This is a genomic window from Vibrio sp. RE86 (assembly GCF_013114545.1).
GTDB lineage: Bacteria > Pseudomonadota > Gammaproteobacteria > Enterobacterales > Vibrionaceae > Vibrio.
Map to the genome: position 1 here is coordinate 20,363 of NZ_VTXI01000001.1, position 16,943 is coordinate 37,305.

Sequence of the window (16,943 nt, forward strand, 5' to 3'; positions counted from 1 at the left end):
AACGTCAATTGGTGAGGCAACAATATGGCTTTAGACATGGAACAGCTTCGTAAAATGTTTTACGAGGAGTGTCGAGAAAACCTAGAAGTACTAGAAGATGTGCTGCTCAACTTAGATTTGGCTCAAATGGATGATGAGTCGATCAACACAATTTTTCGAGCAGCACACTCTATCAAGGGCGGAGCAGGGACATTCAATCTGCTCGATATCAGCGAATTTACGCATAATGTTGAAGCGTACTTAGATCTTGTTCGAAATCAGGAACGAAGCTTAACGCCGGAAACCGTCGATCTTCTACTGAAAAGCAGCGACTGCATCCATAGTATGTTAGAGGGGCATGAGCAGGGCTCGGACGTTAACCTCACTCTAAAAAAAGAGGTCAGCGATAAACTTGCTCTGCTACTCGATAACTCACAGCCTTCCAACTCTAATGCTGAGGACGTCCAATGCAGCGAACAACCTGCCGCGGATAACAACACCGAAGCAATCTGGAAAATCACGTTTGCTCCTCATCAAGAGATGTTTTTTAGTGGCAATGACCCTCTGCGCATCTTACGCGAATTAAACGAGTTGGATGATTCGTGCCTGATTGAAGTCGATGTTTCCAAATTACCTGATATTGAGGAGATTGAATCTGAGCTCTGTTTTCTCGCTTGGTCAGCCACAATCAGCGGTTTGATTGATCTTGAACTGATTAAAGAGATATTCGAGTGGGTAGAAGATGAATGTGATCTCACCATCGAGTCGATTGAACCTCAACCATCCACTCTTTCTGAAACTTCTGTTCCTACTCAAAAAGAAACCTTAGACAGTACCGCAACATCAGAGCCAACATTCGAAACAACATCCGAAGCGCCTAGACGAAATAGTCCGACTGAAACCAAGTCCAACAAACCTGCCAAATCTGACTCAAGCGTTAGCTCGATACGTGTTGATATCGACAAAGTGGATAGCTTGATTAATTTGGTTGGTGAGTTGGTGATCACTCAATCGATGCTGACCGAAATTGGTAATGATTTTTCGATGGATAAACTAGAAAAGCTCAAAACGGGGCTCGACCAGCTTTTGCAAAACAGCAAAGACCTGCAAGAGAACGTATTGAATATCCGAATGTTGCCGATGAGTTTCGCGTTTAGCCGTTTTCCACGCTTGGTGAGAGACTTATCGAGTCGCCTCGAAAAACAGGTCGATCTGCAAATCAAAGGGGAACATACTGAGCTGGATAAAACCGTACTTGAGCGCATCGTCGATCCACTCGTTCACTTGGTTCGAAATGGCATCGACCACGGTATTGAACAGCCTCAGCAGCGATTAGAAAACGGTAAGCGTGAGATGGGGGTGATTGAACTGAACGCGTACCATCAGGGCGGCGCCATCATCATCGAAATTCGTGACGATGGCGCAGGCCTTAACTGTGACAAATTGTGGGACAAAGCACGCGAGAAAGGGGTGATCGCACAAGAGGCGAGACGCGAAGAGTTTTCCGATAAACAGATCATGAATTTGATTTTCGCTCCCGGCTTTTCAACCGCAGAAGAGGTGTCAGACATTTCTGGTCGCGGGGTAGGAATGGATGTGGTGCGTCGAAATATCGAAGAGCTCGGTGGCCATATTGAAGTTGAATCGGAGCTTGGACAAGGAAGCCGATTCACCATTAGTTTGCCCCTTACCTTAGCGATTCTCGATGGGCAGTTGGTTAAAGTTGGTGGGGAGGTCTACATTATCCCGCTTCTTACTATCGTTGAATCTATCCAAATCGACCCAAATTGTATCAAGCTCGCATCAGGCGGCGTCGAACTCTATCGCTTACGTGAAGAGAATATTCCGATTTTGCGTCTGCAAGAAGAGCTCAAAATGGGTCATAGCGGCGGGCTCGAAAAGCGCATTCTCTGCTTTGTTGAAGCGGCTGGCAACCGAGTGGGTTTGCTGATCGATGAATTGCTCGATCAGCAACAGGTGGTGATTAAGAGTCTGGAATCAAACTACAGCAAAGTCGCAGGAATCTCAGGAGCCACGATTTTGGGTGATGGTTCTGTCTCGCTCATTTTGGACATACAAGGTCTGATTACCCAGTTTTTGAACCGAGACTCTGACAGTTCAAACAGTGGATTGGCGGCTTAGGAGAGAGTATGGAAGTCGTGACATTAGAGACTGCGCAGCAATCGACCCTGCCTGAACAAGCGAAACATGACATAGAAGCGCAGAGTTCAGCCTTACTGGATGAGATGAATGATGGCGTAAGTGAGAGTGCTGACTTTCTCAGTTTTAAATTGGCGCAAGAGCTCTACGGTGTTGAGATTAAAGATGTTGAAGAGATTCGTGTTTGGGAACGGCCAACACCGATACCAAGAGCGCCAAGTTACGTTCTTGGTGTGATTAACCTTAGAGGAATGATTGTCCCGGTTATCGATTTGCGTGCTCGCTTCTCTGTTGGTCAGTGTGAGTATCTGCCGACGACCGTTGTGATTGTATTGCGCACTCAGTTCGAAGATGAAGAGAAGTTGATGGGCTTAGTTGTGGATGCTGTCAGTGATGTCGTCAGTCGAGGACAAAACGAGCTTTACCCATCGGTCGGTGAAACGAATGCAACGCCTTATCTTCAGGGCCTTATCAATGTTGGTGAACAAGTGATGTCACTGCTTGATACCGATGAGCTGCTAAACATCGAACGAATTTTGAGGGCGGAAGCATGATCGCGACACAAATGATCGCAACACAAGAGTTTTTAAGCTTTGTCGTTGAAGGGGAAGAGTATGGCGTCCCAATTCTGGATGTGCGTGAGGTTCGAGGTTGGAACCCAGTAAGAGAAGTGCCTAACTCACCAAGCTTTATGAAAGGCGTATTGGAGATTCGTGGCGAGTACGTTCCGATTGTCGATTTAAGAATGCGCTTTGGTTTGTCTGCGGCAGTGATTGGTTCAACAACCGTTGTCATCGTATTGAACGATGCGCAGAAACACCCGCTCGGCATCATCGTTGATGGCGTCTCTGAAGTGTACCCACTAAGCGAAGAACAGATTAAGCCTTCTCCTTATGTGGCAAACGATGTTGATCATCATTACGTGAGAGGGATTGCCTCGGTGACGAATGGGCACCTAATACTACTCAATTTAGACGCGTTGTTTGATACGGCGCAGCTAGCACTACCCAACCAAGAGGAAGAGAGTTGGGCCTAAGTTCGATATGAAAGAGCATCATATCGATGAGCAACGTCAGAAGAAGCAACCAGTGAGAGGTAACTCATGGCATTTTGGAATAGAAGAACTGAAGCAGCTGCTCAGTTTGTAGCACCAACACAAGACACGCTGACCGAAGAACACCAGCCTGAAACGGAAGAGGGCATTTCGAAAGAGCAGCTCCTATCGGCACTCAATGCTGCGCAAACCGCATTGATGATGATAGACAGAGATTTCAAAATCACTTACCTCAACCAAAAGTCATTGGATCTTCTGAAAACGCATGAAGTCTTGTTTCAATCGGTATGGCCCAATTTTCAAGCCACGCAGGAATTCTTACTTGGCTACTGTATTGACCTATTCCACGCTAACCCTAGCCATCAAAGACAGTTACTGTCTAACCCAGCCAACTTGCCATACACCACAACAATTACGGTTAAAGATGTCCTGATTGAATTGAACGTGGGTGCGATTATCGATGCCAATGGTAACTATGCTGGCAATACGTTGGAGTGGTCTGATGTAACAGAGCTAAGAAAGCAGACGGATGATGTTACTCGCTTGCAAGCCGCAGTTGATCAGGCGCAAACCGCCATGGTGATGATAGACCGAGATTTTGAAATCACTTACGCCAACCAAGAGACCATCAATCTATTCAGTAAACATGAAGCAACGATGCGCAGCGTGTGGTCAGGGTTTACCGCTAGTGAAGAGTGGCTGATTGGACGATGCATTGATGAATTCCACCGCAATCCAGCTCACCAAAGACAGATGCTGGCTGACCCAAGTAATTTACCTTACAGCACCGATATCACGATTCAAGACCTCAAGATCGAGCTAAACGTGGCGGCAATTCATGATGCGAAAGGCGAATACATTGGTAATACCCTCGAGTGGCGAGATGTGACTGAAGAGCGAGCGAAGGAAGAAGAGATTGGCCGCTTAGCGTCAGCGGTTTCAGGTATGACAACCAATCTGATGATGGCCAACAAAGACGGCATTATTACTTATCTCAACCCATCACTGAGCACCTTGCTACGAAGTCGAGAGAGCGACCTGCAAAAAGCCTTACCGGGGTTTGATGCAAGTAACTTAGTTGGTAAGAACATTGATGTGTTCCATAAGAATCCAGGCCACCAGCGCAATATTATCTCAAACCCAGACAGCTTGCCTTTCTCCTCCAACATTGCGGTAGGCGGCCTTGAATTTAATCTGACCTGTATTGCAATGCGCGACGGCGCAGGTAATTACATTGGTCCCGCTTTGCAGTGGATCGACATCACTGAGCAGCAAGATGGTCAGCGACAAGTTGAAGATCTGATTCAAAAAGCGATCGCAGGGCAACTCAGTGAGCGTATTGATACCAGTGTCTATAATGGCTTTATGAAAGAGCTTGGCGATGGAATCAATAATCTCCTCGACACTATGGTGGCTCCAATTGACCAATGTATTAACGTGATGAGCCAAGTCGCAGAAGGTAACTTGAACACGACGATGTCAGAAGACAGTACCGGAGACTTTGCGCGTTTATCGAATGCAGTGAATACCTCGATCGTCAATCTGCGCAATATGGTCGATAAAATCACTCACTCGTCTGCGCGAGTCGCGACAGCCTCGACCGAAATTGCCGAAGGGAATAACGATTTAAGTCAGCGTGTTGAAGCTCAAGCTTCTAACCTTGAAGAGACGGCTGCGAGTATGGAGCAGATGACAGCGACTGTGAGACAGAATGCTGAAAATGCTAAGGGGGCAAATGAGCTCTCTGATGACGCGACCAAGAAAGCGAGCAAAGGTGGTGCCGTTGTTGGGCAAGCAGTCTCTGCGATGGCCGAAATTAATACCGCCAGTAAGAAGATTGCAGACATCATCGGTGTGATTGATGAAATTGCTTTCCAAACTAACTTACTTGCATTGAATGCCGCAGTGGAAGCGGCGAGAGCTGGCGAACAAGGTCGTGGTTTTGCTGTGGTTGCGGGCGAGGTGCGTAACCTAGCACAGCGCAGTGCCGCCGCTGCGAAAGAGATTAAAGGGCTTATCAAAGACAGTGTTGAAAAGGTTGATGAGGGCTCACGCTTAGTGGATGAGTCAGGCGAGACGTTGAATGAAATCGTCGACGCGGTTGCCAAGGTGACTGAGCTTATCTCGCAAATTGCCTCTTCAAGCCAAGAGCAATCGACGGGCATTGATGAGATCAACCGTGCAATTTCAACCATGGATGAAATGACACAGCAAAATGCGTCTTTAGTTGAAGAGACCTCAGCGGCCAGCCAATCGCTAAAAGATGAGGGTAAGCAGCTACTGCATCTTATGAACTTCTTTGCGTCAGACAACAACATCACGACGTTTGAATCTAAGTCTATGGCCTCTGCGATGCAAAGTAACGTTAGAGATATACGAGCACCTAAAGTCGCGAACTCGAGCTTCAAGGTTGAAGAGGATGGTGAGGAATGGGAAGAGTTCTAGCGAAAGCGGATCACTCGATGCCTGAGCTTCAGGAGTTTGAACTGACGGATAAAGATTTCAAATTTATCCAGTGGTTTATGCATAAACACGTCGGAATCTTTTTCTCTGATAGAAAGCGCACCATGGTGTATGGCCGAATCAGCCGTCAACTTCGACGCTTGGGTTTGCAAAGTTTCAAGCAGTATCGGCAGGTGATAGAAAGTGATGCGCAGGAGCAGAGTAACTTTATTAACTGTTTAACGACCAATAAAACGCAGTTTTTCCGTGAGTATCACCACTTTGAGTTTATGGAAAAAGTGCTGATGTCGGAGTGGAAACAGCAAGGTCTGTCCGATCTTAGAATTTGGTCAGCAGGCTGCTCGACTGGCGAAGAGCCATACAGTTTTATCTCGTCACTCTATTGGGCGGGGGCGTTTGAGCAATTTAGCCAAGTTACGATTACCGCTACAGACCTAGACACAAAAGTTTTGGCACATGCTAAGCAAGGCATTTATGGCGAAGAAGCGCTGCCGAGCATTCCTGCTAAATATTTAAAGCCGTGCTTTGTCAAAGGGTATGGTCAGCAGCAAGGTAAGTTCAAATGCAAAGCGGGACTACAGCAACATATCGGGTTTCACCAGTTAAACCTGTTAGATGATTGGAACTTTGAAAAGCCGTTTGATGTTATCTCATGTCGCAACGTGATGATCTATTTTGACAAGCAAACACAAGAGAGTTTGATTCGACGTTTCCACCAATACTTGAAGCCTGGCGGTGTCTTGTTCATTGGTCATTCGGAGAGTATGCCACCGAGTGTCGATCTGTTTCATCACCTTGGGCATACCATCTACATTAAGAAATAGGCTTAAAAATGATTCAAGCAAGGAGCGCGCAACCTAAGTATGAAAATCACCATTTCAATCGTTTTTATCACCCAACTCGGGATAAACACATTGTTAAAGTCTTGCCTGGTGGGGTGTACTGCTCTGAAAAAAACGATGAGTTGATTGCGACAGGCTTGGGGTCTTGTGTTGCTGCGTGCATTTGGGACACACAACAGCATATAGGTGGGATGAACCACTTCCTCTTGCCTTTTGATAGTCAGAATCAACTTAAAGGTTGGCAGCCCGATGAGCTGACATCCACCGCTTCCCGCTATGGCAGCTATGCGATGGAAATGCTCATCAACGCTTTGATTGCAAGGGGAGCCAAGCGTGAATCATTGCAGGTGAAGTTGTTTGGTGGGGCGCAAATGATGGGCCGTAACTCGATGATTGGCGATAAGAACGTGTCGTTTATTTTAAATTACGTCACGCAAGAGGGGTTAGAGGTCGTTGCTCAAGATTTAGGAGGTTTAGAACCACGCAAAGTGATGTTCGATCCTATCAGCGGAAAAGCATGGCTTAAGCGAATTCCGTTTACCGAAGTGCATCACGTGCAACTCCAAGAAGAAAAATACGCTCGTCAGTTGGATAAAGAGAGTCATCGTCCGCACGATGATGACGTGGAGTTATTCTAATGAAAAAAACAAAAGTATTGATCGTCGATGATTCGCCAGTGTATCGGGCACTGCTATCGGAGTTGATCGGTTCGGATCCGGATCTTGAGGTGATCGCAACGGCGGAAGATCCCTTTCAAGCAAGAGATCTGATCAAGCAGCATAATCCGGATGTGCTGACCCTTGATATTGAGATGCCAAAAATGAATGGGGTGCAGTTTCTAAAAAACTTGATGCGCCTGAGACCGATGCCGGTGGTGATGATATCGACACTCACTCAACATGGTGCAGAGGCAACGCTCGCCGCCTTAGAATATGGTGCGGTGGACTACTTCCCCAAACCTTCAGTGGACAGCACTGGAGAGATTGCTAGCGATAAAAAGCTGATCATCGATAAAGTCAAAATGGCTGCGGGAGCGAATGTCTCCTCTTCTAAGCAAGGCGTTCAATCCACAAAAGTCAGCTTACCTAAGCAGAGTGGTGATATTGAACTGATCGCGATCGGTGCGTCTACTGGCGGTACTGAGGCGATCAAAACGGTACTTTCAATGCTGCCGAAAAATGTACCGCCGATCATTATTACTCAGCATATCAGTGCCTTATTCTCAACGTCGTTTGCTGAGCGTTTGAATGCCAATAGTGATATTCAGGTTAAAGAGTTGACCGTTAGTAAAGCGCCGCTGGTCAGCGGTTGTGCCTATCTCGCGCCGGGTGATAAACACTTGGTCGTCATTCGTCGAGGCACGCACCTTTATTGTCAGTTAGACGACCGCCCTGCGGTAAATCGTCATAAACCGTCGGTCGATGTGATGTTTGATGCGGTATCGGAAACTGTGGGCGATAAATCCATTGGCGTCATTTTAACGGGCATGGGGCAAGATGGAGCGAAAGGGATGTTGCGCATGAAACAGCAGGGCGCCAAAACCATCGCTCAAGATCAGGCATCTTCTGTGGTGTGGGGAATGCCAAGAGTCGCGACTGAGCTCGGTGCAGCGCAGTCTGTCGTCAGCCTTAATCAAGTGGCAGGGCAGATCTGCCACTACTTATCGCCCGATTCATAACGAACATAACAACGTCAGGGAAAGAACGATGAACTCAATATCGAAACCAACACAAAAACGGTACTTCATCGCAATCGGCTTACAAATCTTACTCTTATCACTTGCGATGAGTATGTCTTCGTCCGCTCTTCATGTCGCATTGATGGTTTTCGCGGCAGCCATTCCATGGTTTGTCATTCCACGCCCGAAGGCGAAAATTGTTGCTGAAGAGTCTTCTCAATCGGCGAGCCATAAATCGGCTCCTACCATATTGCCAACCACGCTCGATGCGCTGACTGGTCAACTTCGTGAACCTCTAGATCACCAACGCAGCGTTGTTGATGAGTCGGTTGAAACGCTCAACGCGAGTTACTTTGAACTGCAAAAGCTCGCGGAAGATCAAAACCGAGTGACGACTGAGCTGGTCGAAAACCTGTTAGGTAGTAAAGAGAGCAGCAACGACATCAGCCACGTCTTGCCGAAAACCGAAGCCATTATCCGAGAGTTTGTCGATACCTTAGTCAATGTATCGGAGAAGAGTATCTCGGCGGTGCACAGTATCCACGATATGTCCGAGAAGTTAGATGCAGTATTCAAGTTACTTGAACAAGTTAGAGGCCTATCTGAGCAAACCAACTTGCTTGCTCTTAATGCGGCGATTGAGGCAGCACGTGCGGGAGATGCGGGGCGCGGCTTTGCGGTCGTTGCTCAAGAGGTGCGTAACTTGTCGGTGAAAGCTGAAGAGTTGAACAACGAGATTGAAAAAGAGATCAGTATCGCTCAGCGCACCGTGAAAGAGGCCAATAAGACCGTTGGAGAAATGGCATCGATTGATATGACCGAGGCGATTGAGTCGAAAGAGAAAGTGGATGCGATGCTCCGCGGTGTTCAACATGTGAACCAAATGGTCGAAGTCGAAGTTCAGAAAATTCATTCAAGTGGCGACCAAATTCATTCGCAAGTCGATAACGGGATACGCGCACTCCAGTTTGCCGACATTATTGTTCAGCAGGGTGAGTATGCCTTGCAGAGCGTCAACTATTTACAGCAGTGCAGCGAGTTATGTTTGCAGTGGTCAAAGGGGCAGGTAAGCGGCGATGAATTTGCTGAGGCTGTCATAGCACTACACAACCAGATTGAGAATCGAGACGCGCCCGCGGCCTCTCAAGAGAGTATTGATGAAGGGGAAGTGGAACTGTTCTAGTTACGAAACGTAGAGTCTTACTCATCAATGAAAATCGATTAAGGGGAACATGATGACAGTAGAAGCACACATGGACAGCGGCGCTAAGCACATTACGATTTCAATCGAGGGCGCGTTTGGTTTCAATCTCGTCCAACAATTTCGCCGTTGCTATAACGATCGGCAAGAGTTCAAATTTACCATTGATTTGAGAAAGGTGGATTACATTGATAGTGCAGGATTGGGGATGCTACTCAATATGCACAACTACCTAGGACAAGACGATGGCATGATACGAATCACCAACACGTTGCCTCAAGTCCGCAAGATTCTCACAATCTCTCGCTTTGATAAAAAATTCGCTATTGAATAGTGGTGGAGTCGCCAATGAATGTAATGATTGTTGATGACCATGAGACCAACCGAGAACTGTGCCGCTTTATGCTCAGCCATTTGGTGGAGACAATAACCACGTTTGAAAATGGTGAAGGTGTGGTTGAGGCAATGGCTGAAATGGAAAGCTTGCCTGACATTATTTTGCTTGATGTGATGATGCCGATAAAAGATGGCATAACAACAGCACAAGAGATCCGCCAAGCATTTCCATCTGTTCATATCCCGATCATCTTTCTTACTGTGCTTGATGATCATGCCTCTTTTGAACGTTGTTTAACTTACGGCGATGACTTTATCCTCAAGCCTGTTGAACGAAGCGTATTGATTGCCAAAGTACAGGCGCACTACCGAATTGTGAGAATGCATAATGAGGTAATGGAGCAACGTGATGAGTTAAGTCAGTTCCATGAGCAAGTACGCTACGACTATGCGATTGCGGAGTCTATTTTTTCTAATTTGATGCACGAGATGAGCTCACAGGTACAAAACATCTACGGCATCAATTATCTATCGACCCCTTCGACTGTGTTCAATGGCGATTTGATCGTCGTCGCTAACCGCCCTCATGGTGGTGTTTATGTGATGATTGCAGATGCGACGGGGCACGGTCTGCCTGCCGCGATTTCTGCTATTCCCGCTACACGTGCGTTTTTCTCTATGGCCGCGAAAGGGCTGTCACTGGGCGAGATTGCACGAGAAATCAATGAAGTCTTAGTGCGTTTCCTACCGATGGGCATGATGCTAGCAGCCAGTATTTTTGAAGTACGCGCTAATGGCTTTGAAGTTTCATGGTGGGGAGGCGGCTTACCTGATGGCTATTTGATTGATAGAGACGGCACTATTATTCGCCGCTTAACCTCGACTCACATGCCGCTCGGTGTACTCGAAACACATGAGTTTGAGGCGAATATTACCCACTATAAACTGGAACCTGACCAGCAAATTATCTGTTATACCGATGGGGTGATTGAAGCGACGAATGAGAACGGAGAGCAGTTCGGCCAAGAACGTTTAGAAAACGCGCTACAAGCGGAACTGGCAATTATCCCAACTTTGTATGATTCGGTAAGAAGCTTTGCCCATAAGTCGGTAGGCGACGACTTGTCGATTCTTGCAATGACGTTCCCTATTTCGAATGTGAATACTCAAGTCCCCCCACCAAGCCAACAACACCAGAATCAAATCCCAATTCAGTCAAGGTTAAAGCTCACTGGAGAGGTGATTCGACGCGTGACTGTGATGGCTGAAGTCCGCAAGTTCCTAATGGGAATTCTACATGGAGGTGTGCACCTCGATCTGATTTGCTCCGTTTTGTCTGAGCTGTTCGCGAATGCGATTGAGCACGGGCTTTTGCGTTTGGACTCTAGCATTAAAGAGGAGTCTGACGGGTTCTTTCTGTTTTATCAGCTAAGGGAGGAGAAGCTAAAAGAGCTCAATGACGACGCCTATGTTGTGTTGAATATTGATTTTGACCCTGCGGCTGAGAGAGTCGTGATGGTGCTTGAACACAATGGAGTGGGGTTTGACTATAAAAAGCGTTTTGATACTTCAGACCCACTATCGACGCATGGGCGTGGGATAGTCTTAGCTTCAGAGCTTTGTGACTCATTAGAATATTCAAACCATGGTTTGACGGTGACCGCCGTGTACTCGTTAGGCGCGACGCACCATTTTCCTAGCTCTAGCTAACGTTATTTACAGTGTAAAAACGGTGGCAAGTGATGTACGCCTTAATTTGTCACATTTGTGATACATGAAACAAAGGAAATTACATAAAATTAAATCAGGATGTAGGTAAGGTTAAATGACATGTGGGATAAGTTTGTTGCTTTTTCTGAAGACCAGAATCAAGTTCTTGCGAAGTTAACTACAGATATAGTGGTAGATAACAATTTTGATACTCGTGGTTTAGATGAAGCATTGGTTAACCTTGAAGCGGATAGCTATTTCGTATTGGAGGATGAGGTTGCGCGCTTTATTAACCTCGCCAAAGAGATGAAGAGTGAAGCTTACGTAGGGATAGCGATCGCTGAGGTAAGGGATGCAACCGTAGAGGTCATCTTATCTGATCACGATATGCTTGCGAGCATGTTGGTGACTGGTGCCTACAAAGGTAACCCACTTAAAGGTCCACAAATTGTTCAGGCTTTAGCGCAAGCGCATGTGACGAAAGGTATCAACAAACTTGCTCTAAAAAAAGTACTCGTCGTTAGCCATCAACTCAAACCTGGTGAAACCTATACTCAGCCTGTTGCGAAAGGTAAGAATCCCGTCCAAGGCGCCGATGCGAAATTTACTCCCCTTGTTAAAGACCCAACCAAACAAGTGCTTGCCCCTAAAGAGACCGAACAAGAGGGGAAGGTCGATATGCTCAATTTGGGTGAGACCATTAACGTGTCTGAAAATGATCCACTGATGAAGCGTATCCCTGCCACTAAAGGAACGGCGGGTATGACGGTTCAAGGTAAAGTCATTCCACCGAAACCCGGTAATGACGCCATGATCTCAGCGGGTAAAGGGACCAAAGTTTCACCAGACAATCCAAATCTACTTCTCGCTGCTGTATCGGGTATGCCGATTATTAAAGAGCGTGGTGTCGAGGTTGAAGATGCCCTATGTTTGCCGACGATCGGTGTGGCGACTGGGCATGTGAAATTTAAAGGCAACGTAGTTGTGCTTGGCGATATTGAATCGGATATGGTCGTGAGAGCAACCGGTTCACTGACGGTTGGCGGTTTTATTGAGTCTGCGGATGTGCAAGCACAAGGGGATATTGAAGTCGCGAAAGGGATCATCGGCCACAATGTTTCTGAAGATCAGCCAAAGAGTTGCATCGTTAAATCTGGCGGTTCGATCAAAGCCAATTATGCGCAATTCTGTGAGCTTCAAGCCGGTAATGACATCAACTTGAGTGTTCACTGTATGAACAGCGAAGTTCGATGTGGCCATGATTTAGTCGTATCAGATGCGGGTGAAAAGCAAGGCACGTTGAGTGGTGGGCACGCTAAAGTTGGTGGCAAGGTAACGTGTGTCAACTTAGGTGTTGAGGGAGATACCGCCACGTCTGTTCAAGCTTTTGCGCGATTCCAGATGTTCAAAGATCGTCAAGCTAAACTCAAAGATCAGTATAAGCTGGCTCAAGAGCAAACGATGGATATTATTCGCCGTGAACTTGAGTTAAAGAAAACACCTAAAGCGGAACGAACACCAGAACAAGAAGAGCAGCTAGAGAGTGATAAGCAAAAAGCCAATGCGCATCTTGAGAAAGTTAAATTTGCCCGTGATACGAATGAGCAAGAGTTAGAGTCAGGCTTAGAAGTTTACAACATCGAGGTGAAGAACAAGGTTTATACCCATGTGACGGTTCAATTTGGGGAAGAGAAAGTTACGACGAAACGTGTGCATGGCGCGAGCATTTTTTCGTTCAACCAGTTTGAAATCAAGTGCTCTTCGATGTTTGAAGAAGAGGATCTTGAGCAGGACGCCTAGTCATCTAAGACCAATAGCTAGACGGTTTGTTATCGGTGTTGGCAGCTAGTGCAGCCTCGACATGCTGAGCGGGTATGCTTATCAAGACGGCCACGCTGAATTTTACAATAGGCATTTTTAAGAGCCCGGCGACCGGAGAACCAGTCGTCGGGCTTTTCTAATAGTAGATAGCCGTTGAAGCGCTTCACCAGTGGGATTCGATACTCATCAATAAACTTGCTGTCAAAGCCTATTTCAAAGTAGTCCAACGCCTCTTCAATAGAAGTAAAGCTGGCGATTTTTTCTTGAATAGTCGTCTGACTCATTATGCTATCTGGCGTTGTTTCTCTAACAGCTTTTCAATCGCCGATTTGCTTGTTTTACCGATTTTCTGCATCAAATCAAACGAAGGTGTTTGGATACCTTGCTGTTTGAGTCCATCAAGCATGAGTAACCAAAGTTTGGCGGTCATTTGAGAGTCGGCCAACGCTCGGTGAAAGACGCCGTCGTTGTCGATTTGCATGTATCGAACCAAATCACCCAATTTGTGGCTGGTGGCTTGCTGATTCAATCGGCGAGAGACCAGTAGCGAACAGGCAAATTCACCTTTGCACTCTAAGTTTAAGTGCTCAAATTCGGCATCCAAAAAGCGCTTATCAAAAGAGGCGTTGTGGGCGACCAGATTGTCGTTGCCAATAAAGTGATAGAAGTCAGTCATTACTTCGGCGCAGCTAGGCGCGGTCGCAAGCATATTGTTGGTGATGCCAGTGTAACCCTCGATGAAAGAGCTCACACGAAACCCAGGGTTCATCAATTGCTGAAAGGTATCGACGACTTCGCCATCAACCAGTTTGACTGCACCGATTTCAATCGCGCGATCCCCCATGTTTGGGGATAAACCCGTTGTCTCAAAGTCGAGTACGATAACGGAGTTAGCTGATGACATAAGTAGATACCTTAGCTGTAAGAGAAGCGAGTAACCTGAGGTTAAAAACAAACCGCCCATCGAACAGGATGGGCGGGGGCGCTAGTTTACACGGTTTAGCTTTCGCTGTCCTTATCTAGGTCAACAGCCCCTAGCCATCGAGCGTTTCCAATCACTCAGCGCTTGAATATGTTCAGGCCCGATACCGCAGCAACCACCCAGAATGTTTGCTCCGAGTTGGTGCCATTGTTGACAGTAGTTCAAATAGTCTTGAGGAGTGAGCTCTCGCATGCCTTGAATGGTGTCATTCGCTTCATGTTCGTTGCCGATCGGTGCAAAGTTATTGGCATAGACACCAATGTCCAGCTCTATCTTATTCTGTTCGAGAACCTCTCGAGTGTCGCGCAGTGCTTGCGCCATGACTTCAGGAATTGAACAGTTGAAATAGATTCCTGACGCCTTGGTTGCGCACAGCTGTTGGACGGCCTCTTTAACACTTTCTCCTGAACGAATTTTCGCAGTGCTATCGACTTCGTCTTGAAGAGAGAATGCGTAGTAACAAGGCTTCTCACTCGGATCGAGTACCGCTTGAATAGCGGTTAACTCTTCAATGCTTGAGATGGTTTCAGCTATCCAGAGATCAACGAAAGGCGCTTGGGCGTCGTGCAGAGTTTGGAATATTTCTTGCCCTTCTTTGGGCTTAAAAAGGTCAGGTCGATAGCTGCCGAACGCAGGAGGAATAGCACCTGCCACAACGACTTTATTTGTCGCTTGCTGCACTTCTTTATGGGCTATCTCTGCGGCTTGCCTTGCGAGGTTGGCACCATCCGTTTGGTAAAGATCATCACCTAAGTGAAAAGGGACGCATGCATAACTGTTGGCAATAATGATTTCAGCGCCAGCATGGATAAAATTTCGGTGAGCTTTTGCGACAAGTTCGGGGGACTCTATCAGCGCTTGTGCACTCCAAAGAGGTTGAGAAAACGGCGCGCCCATTCGTTTTAGTTCTCGGCCCATTCCGCCATCAAGTATGGTGATTTTGTTCATCATCAGGATTCTGTACTACATCTGTATTAGCTCGATAATTAACGATTTTGGAAGATTGATCAAACATTCTCTCGACTCATTATAGGATTTGACATAGGTATAATGATCGTTCTACTCTATGTAGGTAGAATGAACGTTATACCTTTGGGTTGGTGAATCTATTAGGTCAACCGATCTATTGGCAATGAGAGAGCAACTATGTCCGTAAAAGCCGAAATCGCCGCTAAACTAGAACAAGCATTCAGTCAGTATGGTTTCGCTGAACCTAGCGTATCGAAGCTGCAAACCTTTTGCGGCGTTAGCTTAAGAACCTTGTACAAATATTACCCTTCAAAAGAAGAGATGATCGTGGCAGCACTGGAGCATCGTCATCAACGTTATATGGCGCTGTTAACCAAAGGTGGCCCCGTCAGTGGGCTTGATGCGGTTTTGCATACTGCTCAGAAACTCGAAGAGTGGATGACTAATCATGCGCCGCACGGCTGTATGTCGACATTGGCCGTTGCTTCTTTCCCGGATAACGAAACCATCTCTAAGGTGGTGACTGAGCATAAACTGGCCGTAAGAGATTTATTGGCTGAGTTAGCCGAGAGCGGTGAAAAAGGTGACCAGCTTTATCTTATTCATGAAGGTATTTCGACCACTTGGCCAGTGCTCGGTGCGCAGGCTATTGATATCGCTAAACAGATGATACGTAACATTATTGAGGCCTAATATGGACCACCAAATTCCCCAAACAATGAATGCTGTTCAACTTATCGGCCATGGTGGCTTTGAAATGTTGGATTACTCAACTCAGGTTGAAGTGCCACAACCTAAAGCGGGCCAGGTTCTGATTCGTGTCCGTGCTGCTGGTGTGAATAATACCGACATCAATACACGTATTGGCTGGTATTCAAAAGGCGACAACGACGCTGAAGATGCAGGTTGGGGTGGCAACGCGTTGCAACTGCCACGTATCCAGGGGGCAGATGTGTGCGGTGAAATTGTGGCTGTGGCTGAAGACGTAGATCCTAGCCGTATTGGTCAACGTGTGCTTATCGAGCCTTGTTTAACGCAGTTTGCGGGTCAACCTCTTACGTCACCTTGGTACTTTGGTTCTGAGTGTGATGGAGGCTTCGCGCAATACGTGGTGATCGATGCATTGCACGCTTACCAGGTTAACTCTTCAATGACAGATGTCGAACTTGCGTCGTTCCCATGTTCATACTCAACCGCGGAAAACATGCTAACGCGCTCTCAAGTTAAGCAAGGGGATCGCGTTTTGATTTCAGGAGCTTCCGGTGGCGTTGGCTCTGCTGCTATTCAGTTGGCTAAAGCGCGTGGTGCTCATGTGATTGCGATTACAAGCCCGAGCAAGCGTGAACAGGTGCTTGATTTGGGCGCGAATGAAGTGGTGAATCGCAGCGATAGCTTGCCACAAGTGCTGGGTGAAAACAGTGTCGATGTGGTGATTGATTTGGTTGCGGGTGAGTCGTGGCCTCAGTTTTTACAAGTGCTGCGTCCGAAAGGTCGTTATGCTGTCTCTGGTGCCATTGGCGGCGCGATGGTAGAGCTTGATGTTCGCACGCTCTATTTAAAGGACTTGAGCTTCTTCGGTTGTACTGTGATTGAGCCTCAAGTGTTTCAGAATTTGGTGAATCATATTGAGCAAGGCAACATCAAACCGTTAGTCGCTAAGAGCTTCCCACTTGAAGAGATTGAAGCAGCACAAACGTTCTTCTTAGAAAAAAGCCACGTCGGTAAAGTTGTACTGACGGTCAGTTAGG

General features: G+C 46.8%; 16 protein-coding genes. 13 read left to right on the forward strand and 3 right to left on the reverse strand.

What is annotated here, in order from left to right; translation table 11 throughout:
• Window positions 1-24: 24 nt before the first annotated feature.
• The 11 genes from F0231_RS00115 (at window position 25) to F0231_RS00165 (ending at window position 13,223) form a co-directional block, all read left to right on the forward strand.
• A complete protein-coding gene (locus tag F0231_RS00115) occupies window positions 25-2,121 on the forward strand; it encodes a chemotaxis protein CheA (protein WP_171757683.1) in 2,097 nt (698 codons plus the stop codon).
• Between the two features lie 104 nt (window positions 2,122-2,225).
• Window positions 2,226-2,693, forward strand: a complete 468-nt coding sequence (locus F0231_RS00120; protein WP_253825701.1) for a chemotaxis protein CheW — start codon at window positions 2,226-2,228, stop codon at window positions 2,691-2,693.
• Between the two features lie 11 nt (window positions 2,694-2,704).
• Window positions 2,705-3,175: a chemotaxis protein CheW gene (locus tag F0231_RS00125; RefSeq protein ID WP_171758069.1), complete on the forward strand. Its 471-nt coding sequence runs from the start codon at window positions 2,705-2,707 to the stop codon at window positions 3,173-3,175.
• 66 nt (window positions 3,176-3,241) lie between these two features.
• The gene (aer2, locus tag F0231_RS00130; protein ID WP_171757685.1) at window positions 3,242-5,638 is read left to right on the forward strand and encodes an aerotaxis transducer Aer2; all 2,397 of its coding nucleotides are present in this window, start codon (window positions 3,242-3,244) and stop codon (window positions 5,636-5,638) included.
• Entirely contained in the window at window positions 5,623-6,480 is an 858-nt protein-coding gene (locus tag F0231_RS00135; RefSeq protein ID WP_171757686.1) for a protein-glutamate O-methyltransferase CheR, read from the forward strand. Before aer2 ends, F0231_RS00135 begins: the two co-directional genes overlap by 16 nt.
• An 8-nt stretch (window positions 6,481-6,488) precedes the next feature.
• Complete coding sequence (locus F0231_RS00140; RefSeq protein ID WP_171757687.1) at window positions 6,489-7,136, forward strand: chemotaxis protein CheD; 648 nt, start codon at window positions 6,489-6,491, stop codon at window positions 7,134-7,136.
• Window positions 7,136-8,176, forward strand: a complete 1,041-nt coding sequence (locus F0231_RS00145; protein WP_171757688.1) for a chemotaxis response regulator protein-glutamate methylesterase — start codon at window positions 7,136-7,138, stop codon at window positions 8,174-8,176. Before F0231_RS00140 ends, F0231_RS00145 begins: the two co-directional genes overlap by 1 nt.
• 28 nt (window positions 8,177-8,204) lie before the next feature.
• Window positions 8,205-9,359, forward strand: a complete 1,155-nt coding sequence (locus F0231_RS00150) for a methyl-accepting chemotaxis protein (RefSeq protein WP_171757689.1) — start codon at window positions 8,205-8,207, stop codon at window positions 9,357-9,359.
• 52 nt (window positions 9,360-9,411) lie between these two features.
• Window positions 9,412-9,711 carry an STAS domain-containing protein gene (locus tag F0231_RS00155; RefSeq protein ID WP_171758070.1) on the forward strand — a complete coding sequence of 100 codons (300 nt, stop codon included), beginning with the start codon at window positions 9,412-9,414 and terminating at the stop codon, window positions 9,709-9,711.
• A 14-nt stretch (window positions 9,712-9,725) separates the two neighbouring features.
• Window positions 9,726-11,423 carry a fused response regulator/phosphatase gene (locus F0231_RS00160; RefSeq protein WP_171757690.1) on the forward strand — a complete coding sequence of 566 codons (1,698 nt, stop codon included), beginning with the start codon at window positions 9,726-9,728 and terminating at the stop codon, window positions 11,421-11,423.
• Window positions 11,424-11,543: 120 nt separating this feature from the next.
• Entirely contained in the window at window positions 11,544-13,223 is a 1,680-nt protein-coding gene (locus F0231_RS00165) for a DUF342 domain-containing protein (RefSeq protein ID WP_171757691.1), read from the forward strand.
• Between the two features lie 29 nt (window positions 13,224-13,252).
• On the opposite strand, the gene F0231_RS00170 is transcribed toward F0231_RS00165, so the two are convergent.
• The 3 genes from F0231_RS00170 to F0231_RS00180 form a co-directional block, all read right to left on the reverse strand.
• A complete protein-coding gene (locus F0231_RS00170; protein WP_171757692.1) occupies window positions 13,253-13,528 on the reverse strand; it encodes a nitrogenase-stabilizing/protective protein NifW in 276 nt (91 codons plus the stop codon).
• Entirely contained in the window at window positions 13,528-14,148 is a 621-nt protein-coding gene (locus tag F0231_RS00175; protein ID WP_171757693.1) for a PolC-type DNA polymerase III, read from the reverse strand. The genes F0231_RS00170 and F0231_RS00175 overlap by 1 nt, the downstream gene beginning before the upstream one ends.
• Window positions 14,149-14,268: 120 nt before the next feature.
• Window positions 14,269-15,174, reverse strand: a complete 906-nt coding sequence (locus F0231_RS00180) for a homocysteine S-methyltransferase family protein (RefSeq protein WP_171758071.1) — start codon at window positions 15,172-15,174, stop codon at window positions 14,269-14,271.
• A 198-nt stretch (window positions 15,175-15,372) separates the two neighbouring features.
• On the opposite strand from F0231_RS00180, the gene F0231_RS00185 reads away from it, so the two are divergent.
• Entirely contained in the window at window positions 15,373-15,888 is a 516-nt protein-coding gene (locus tag F0231_RS00185; protein ID WP_171757694.1) for a TetR/AcrR family transcriptional regulator, read from the forward strand.
• Window position 15,889: 1 nt separating this feature from the next.
• Window positions 15,890-16,942, forward strand: a complete 1,053-nt coding sequence (locus F0231_RS00190; protein ID WP_171757695.1) for an alcohol dehydrogenase family protein — start codon at window positions 15,890-15,892, stop codon at window positions 16,940-16,942.
• Window position 16,943 lies beyond the last annotated feature (1 nt).

Coding starts and splice junctions, on each gene's coding strand:
- F0231_RS00115 (WP_171757683.1), top strand. CDS start 25: ATGGCTTTAGACATGGAACAGCTTCGTAAAATGTTTTACGAGGAGTGT.
- F0231_RS00120 (WP_253825701.1), top strand. CDS start 2,226: ATGAATGATGGCGTAAGTGAGAGTGCTGACTTTCTCAGTTTTAAATTG.
- F0231_RS00125 (WP_171758069.1), top strand. CDS start 2,705: ATGATCGCAACACAAGAGTTTTTAAGCTTTGTCGTTGAAGGGGAAGAG.
- aer2 (WP_171757685.1), top strand. CDS start 3,242: ATGGCATTTTGGAATAGAAGAACTGAAGCAGCTGCTCAGTTTGTAGCA.
- F0231_RS00135 (WP_171757686.1), top strand. CDS start 5,623: ATGGGAAGAGTTCTAGCGAAAGCGGATCACTCGATGCCTGAGCTTCAG.
- F0231_RS00140 (WP_171757687.1), top strand. CDS start 6,489: ATGATTCAAGCAAGGAGCGCGCAACCTAAGTATGAAAATCACCATTTC.
- F0231_RS00145 (WP_171757688.1), top strand. CDS start 7,136: ATGAAAAAAACAAAAGTATTGATCGTCGATGATTCGCCAGTGTATCGG.
- F0231_RS00150 (WP_171757689.1), top strand. CDS start 8,205: ATGAACTCAATATCGAAACCAACACAAAAACGGTACTTCATCGCAATC.
- F0231_RS00155 (WP_171758070.1), top strand. CDS start 9,412: ATGACAGTAGAAGCACACATGGACAGCGGCGCTAAGCACATTACGATT.
- F0231_RS00160 (WP_171757690.1), top strand. CDS start 9,726: ATGAATGTAATGATTGTTGATGACCATGAGACCAACCGAGAACTGTGC.
- F0231_RS00165 (WP_171757691.1), top strand. CDS start 11,544: ATGTGGGATAAGTTTGTTGCTTTTTCTGAAGACCAGAATCAAGTTCTT.
- F0231_RS00170 (WP_171757692.1), bottom strand. CDS start 13,528: ATGAGTCAGACGACTATTCAAGAAAAAATCGCCAGCTTTACTTCTATT.
- F0231_RS00175 (WP_171757693.1), bottom strand. CDS start 14,148: ATGTCATCAGCTAACTCCGTTATCGTACTCGACTTTGAGACAACGGGT.
- F0231_RS00180 (WP_171758071.1), bottom strand. CDS start 15,174: ATGAACAAAATCACCATACTTGATGGCGGAATGGGCCGAGAACTAAAA.
- F0231_RS00185 (WP_171757694.1), top strand. CDS start 15,373: ATGTCCGTAAAAGCCGAAATCGCCGCTAAACTAGAACAAGCATTCAGT.
- F0231_RS00190 (WP_171757695.1), top strand. CDS start 15,890: ATGGACCACCAAATTCCCCAAACAATGAATGCTGTTCAACTTATCGGC.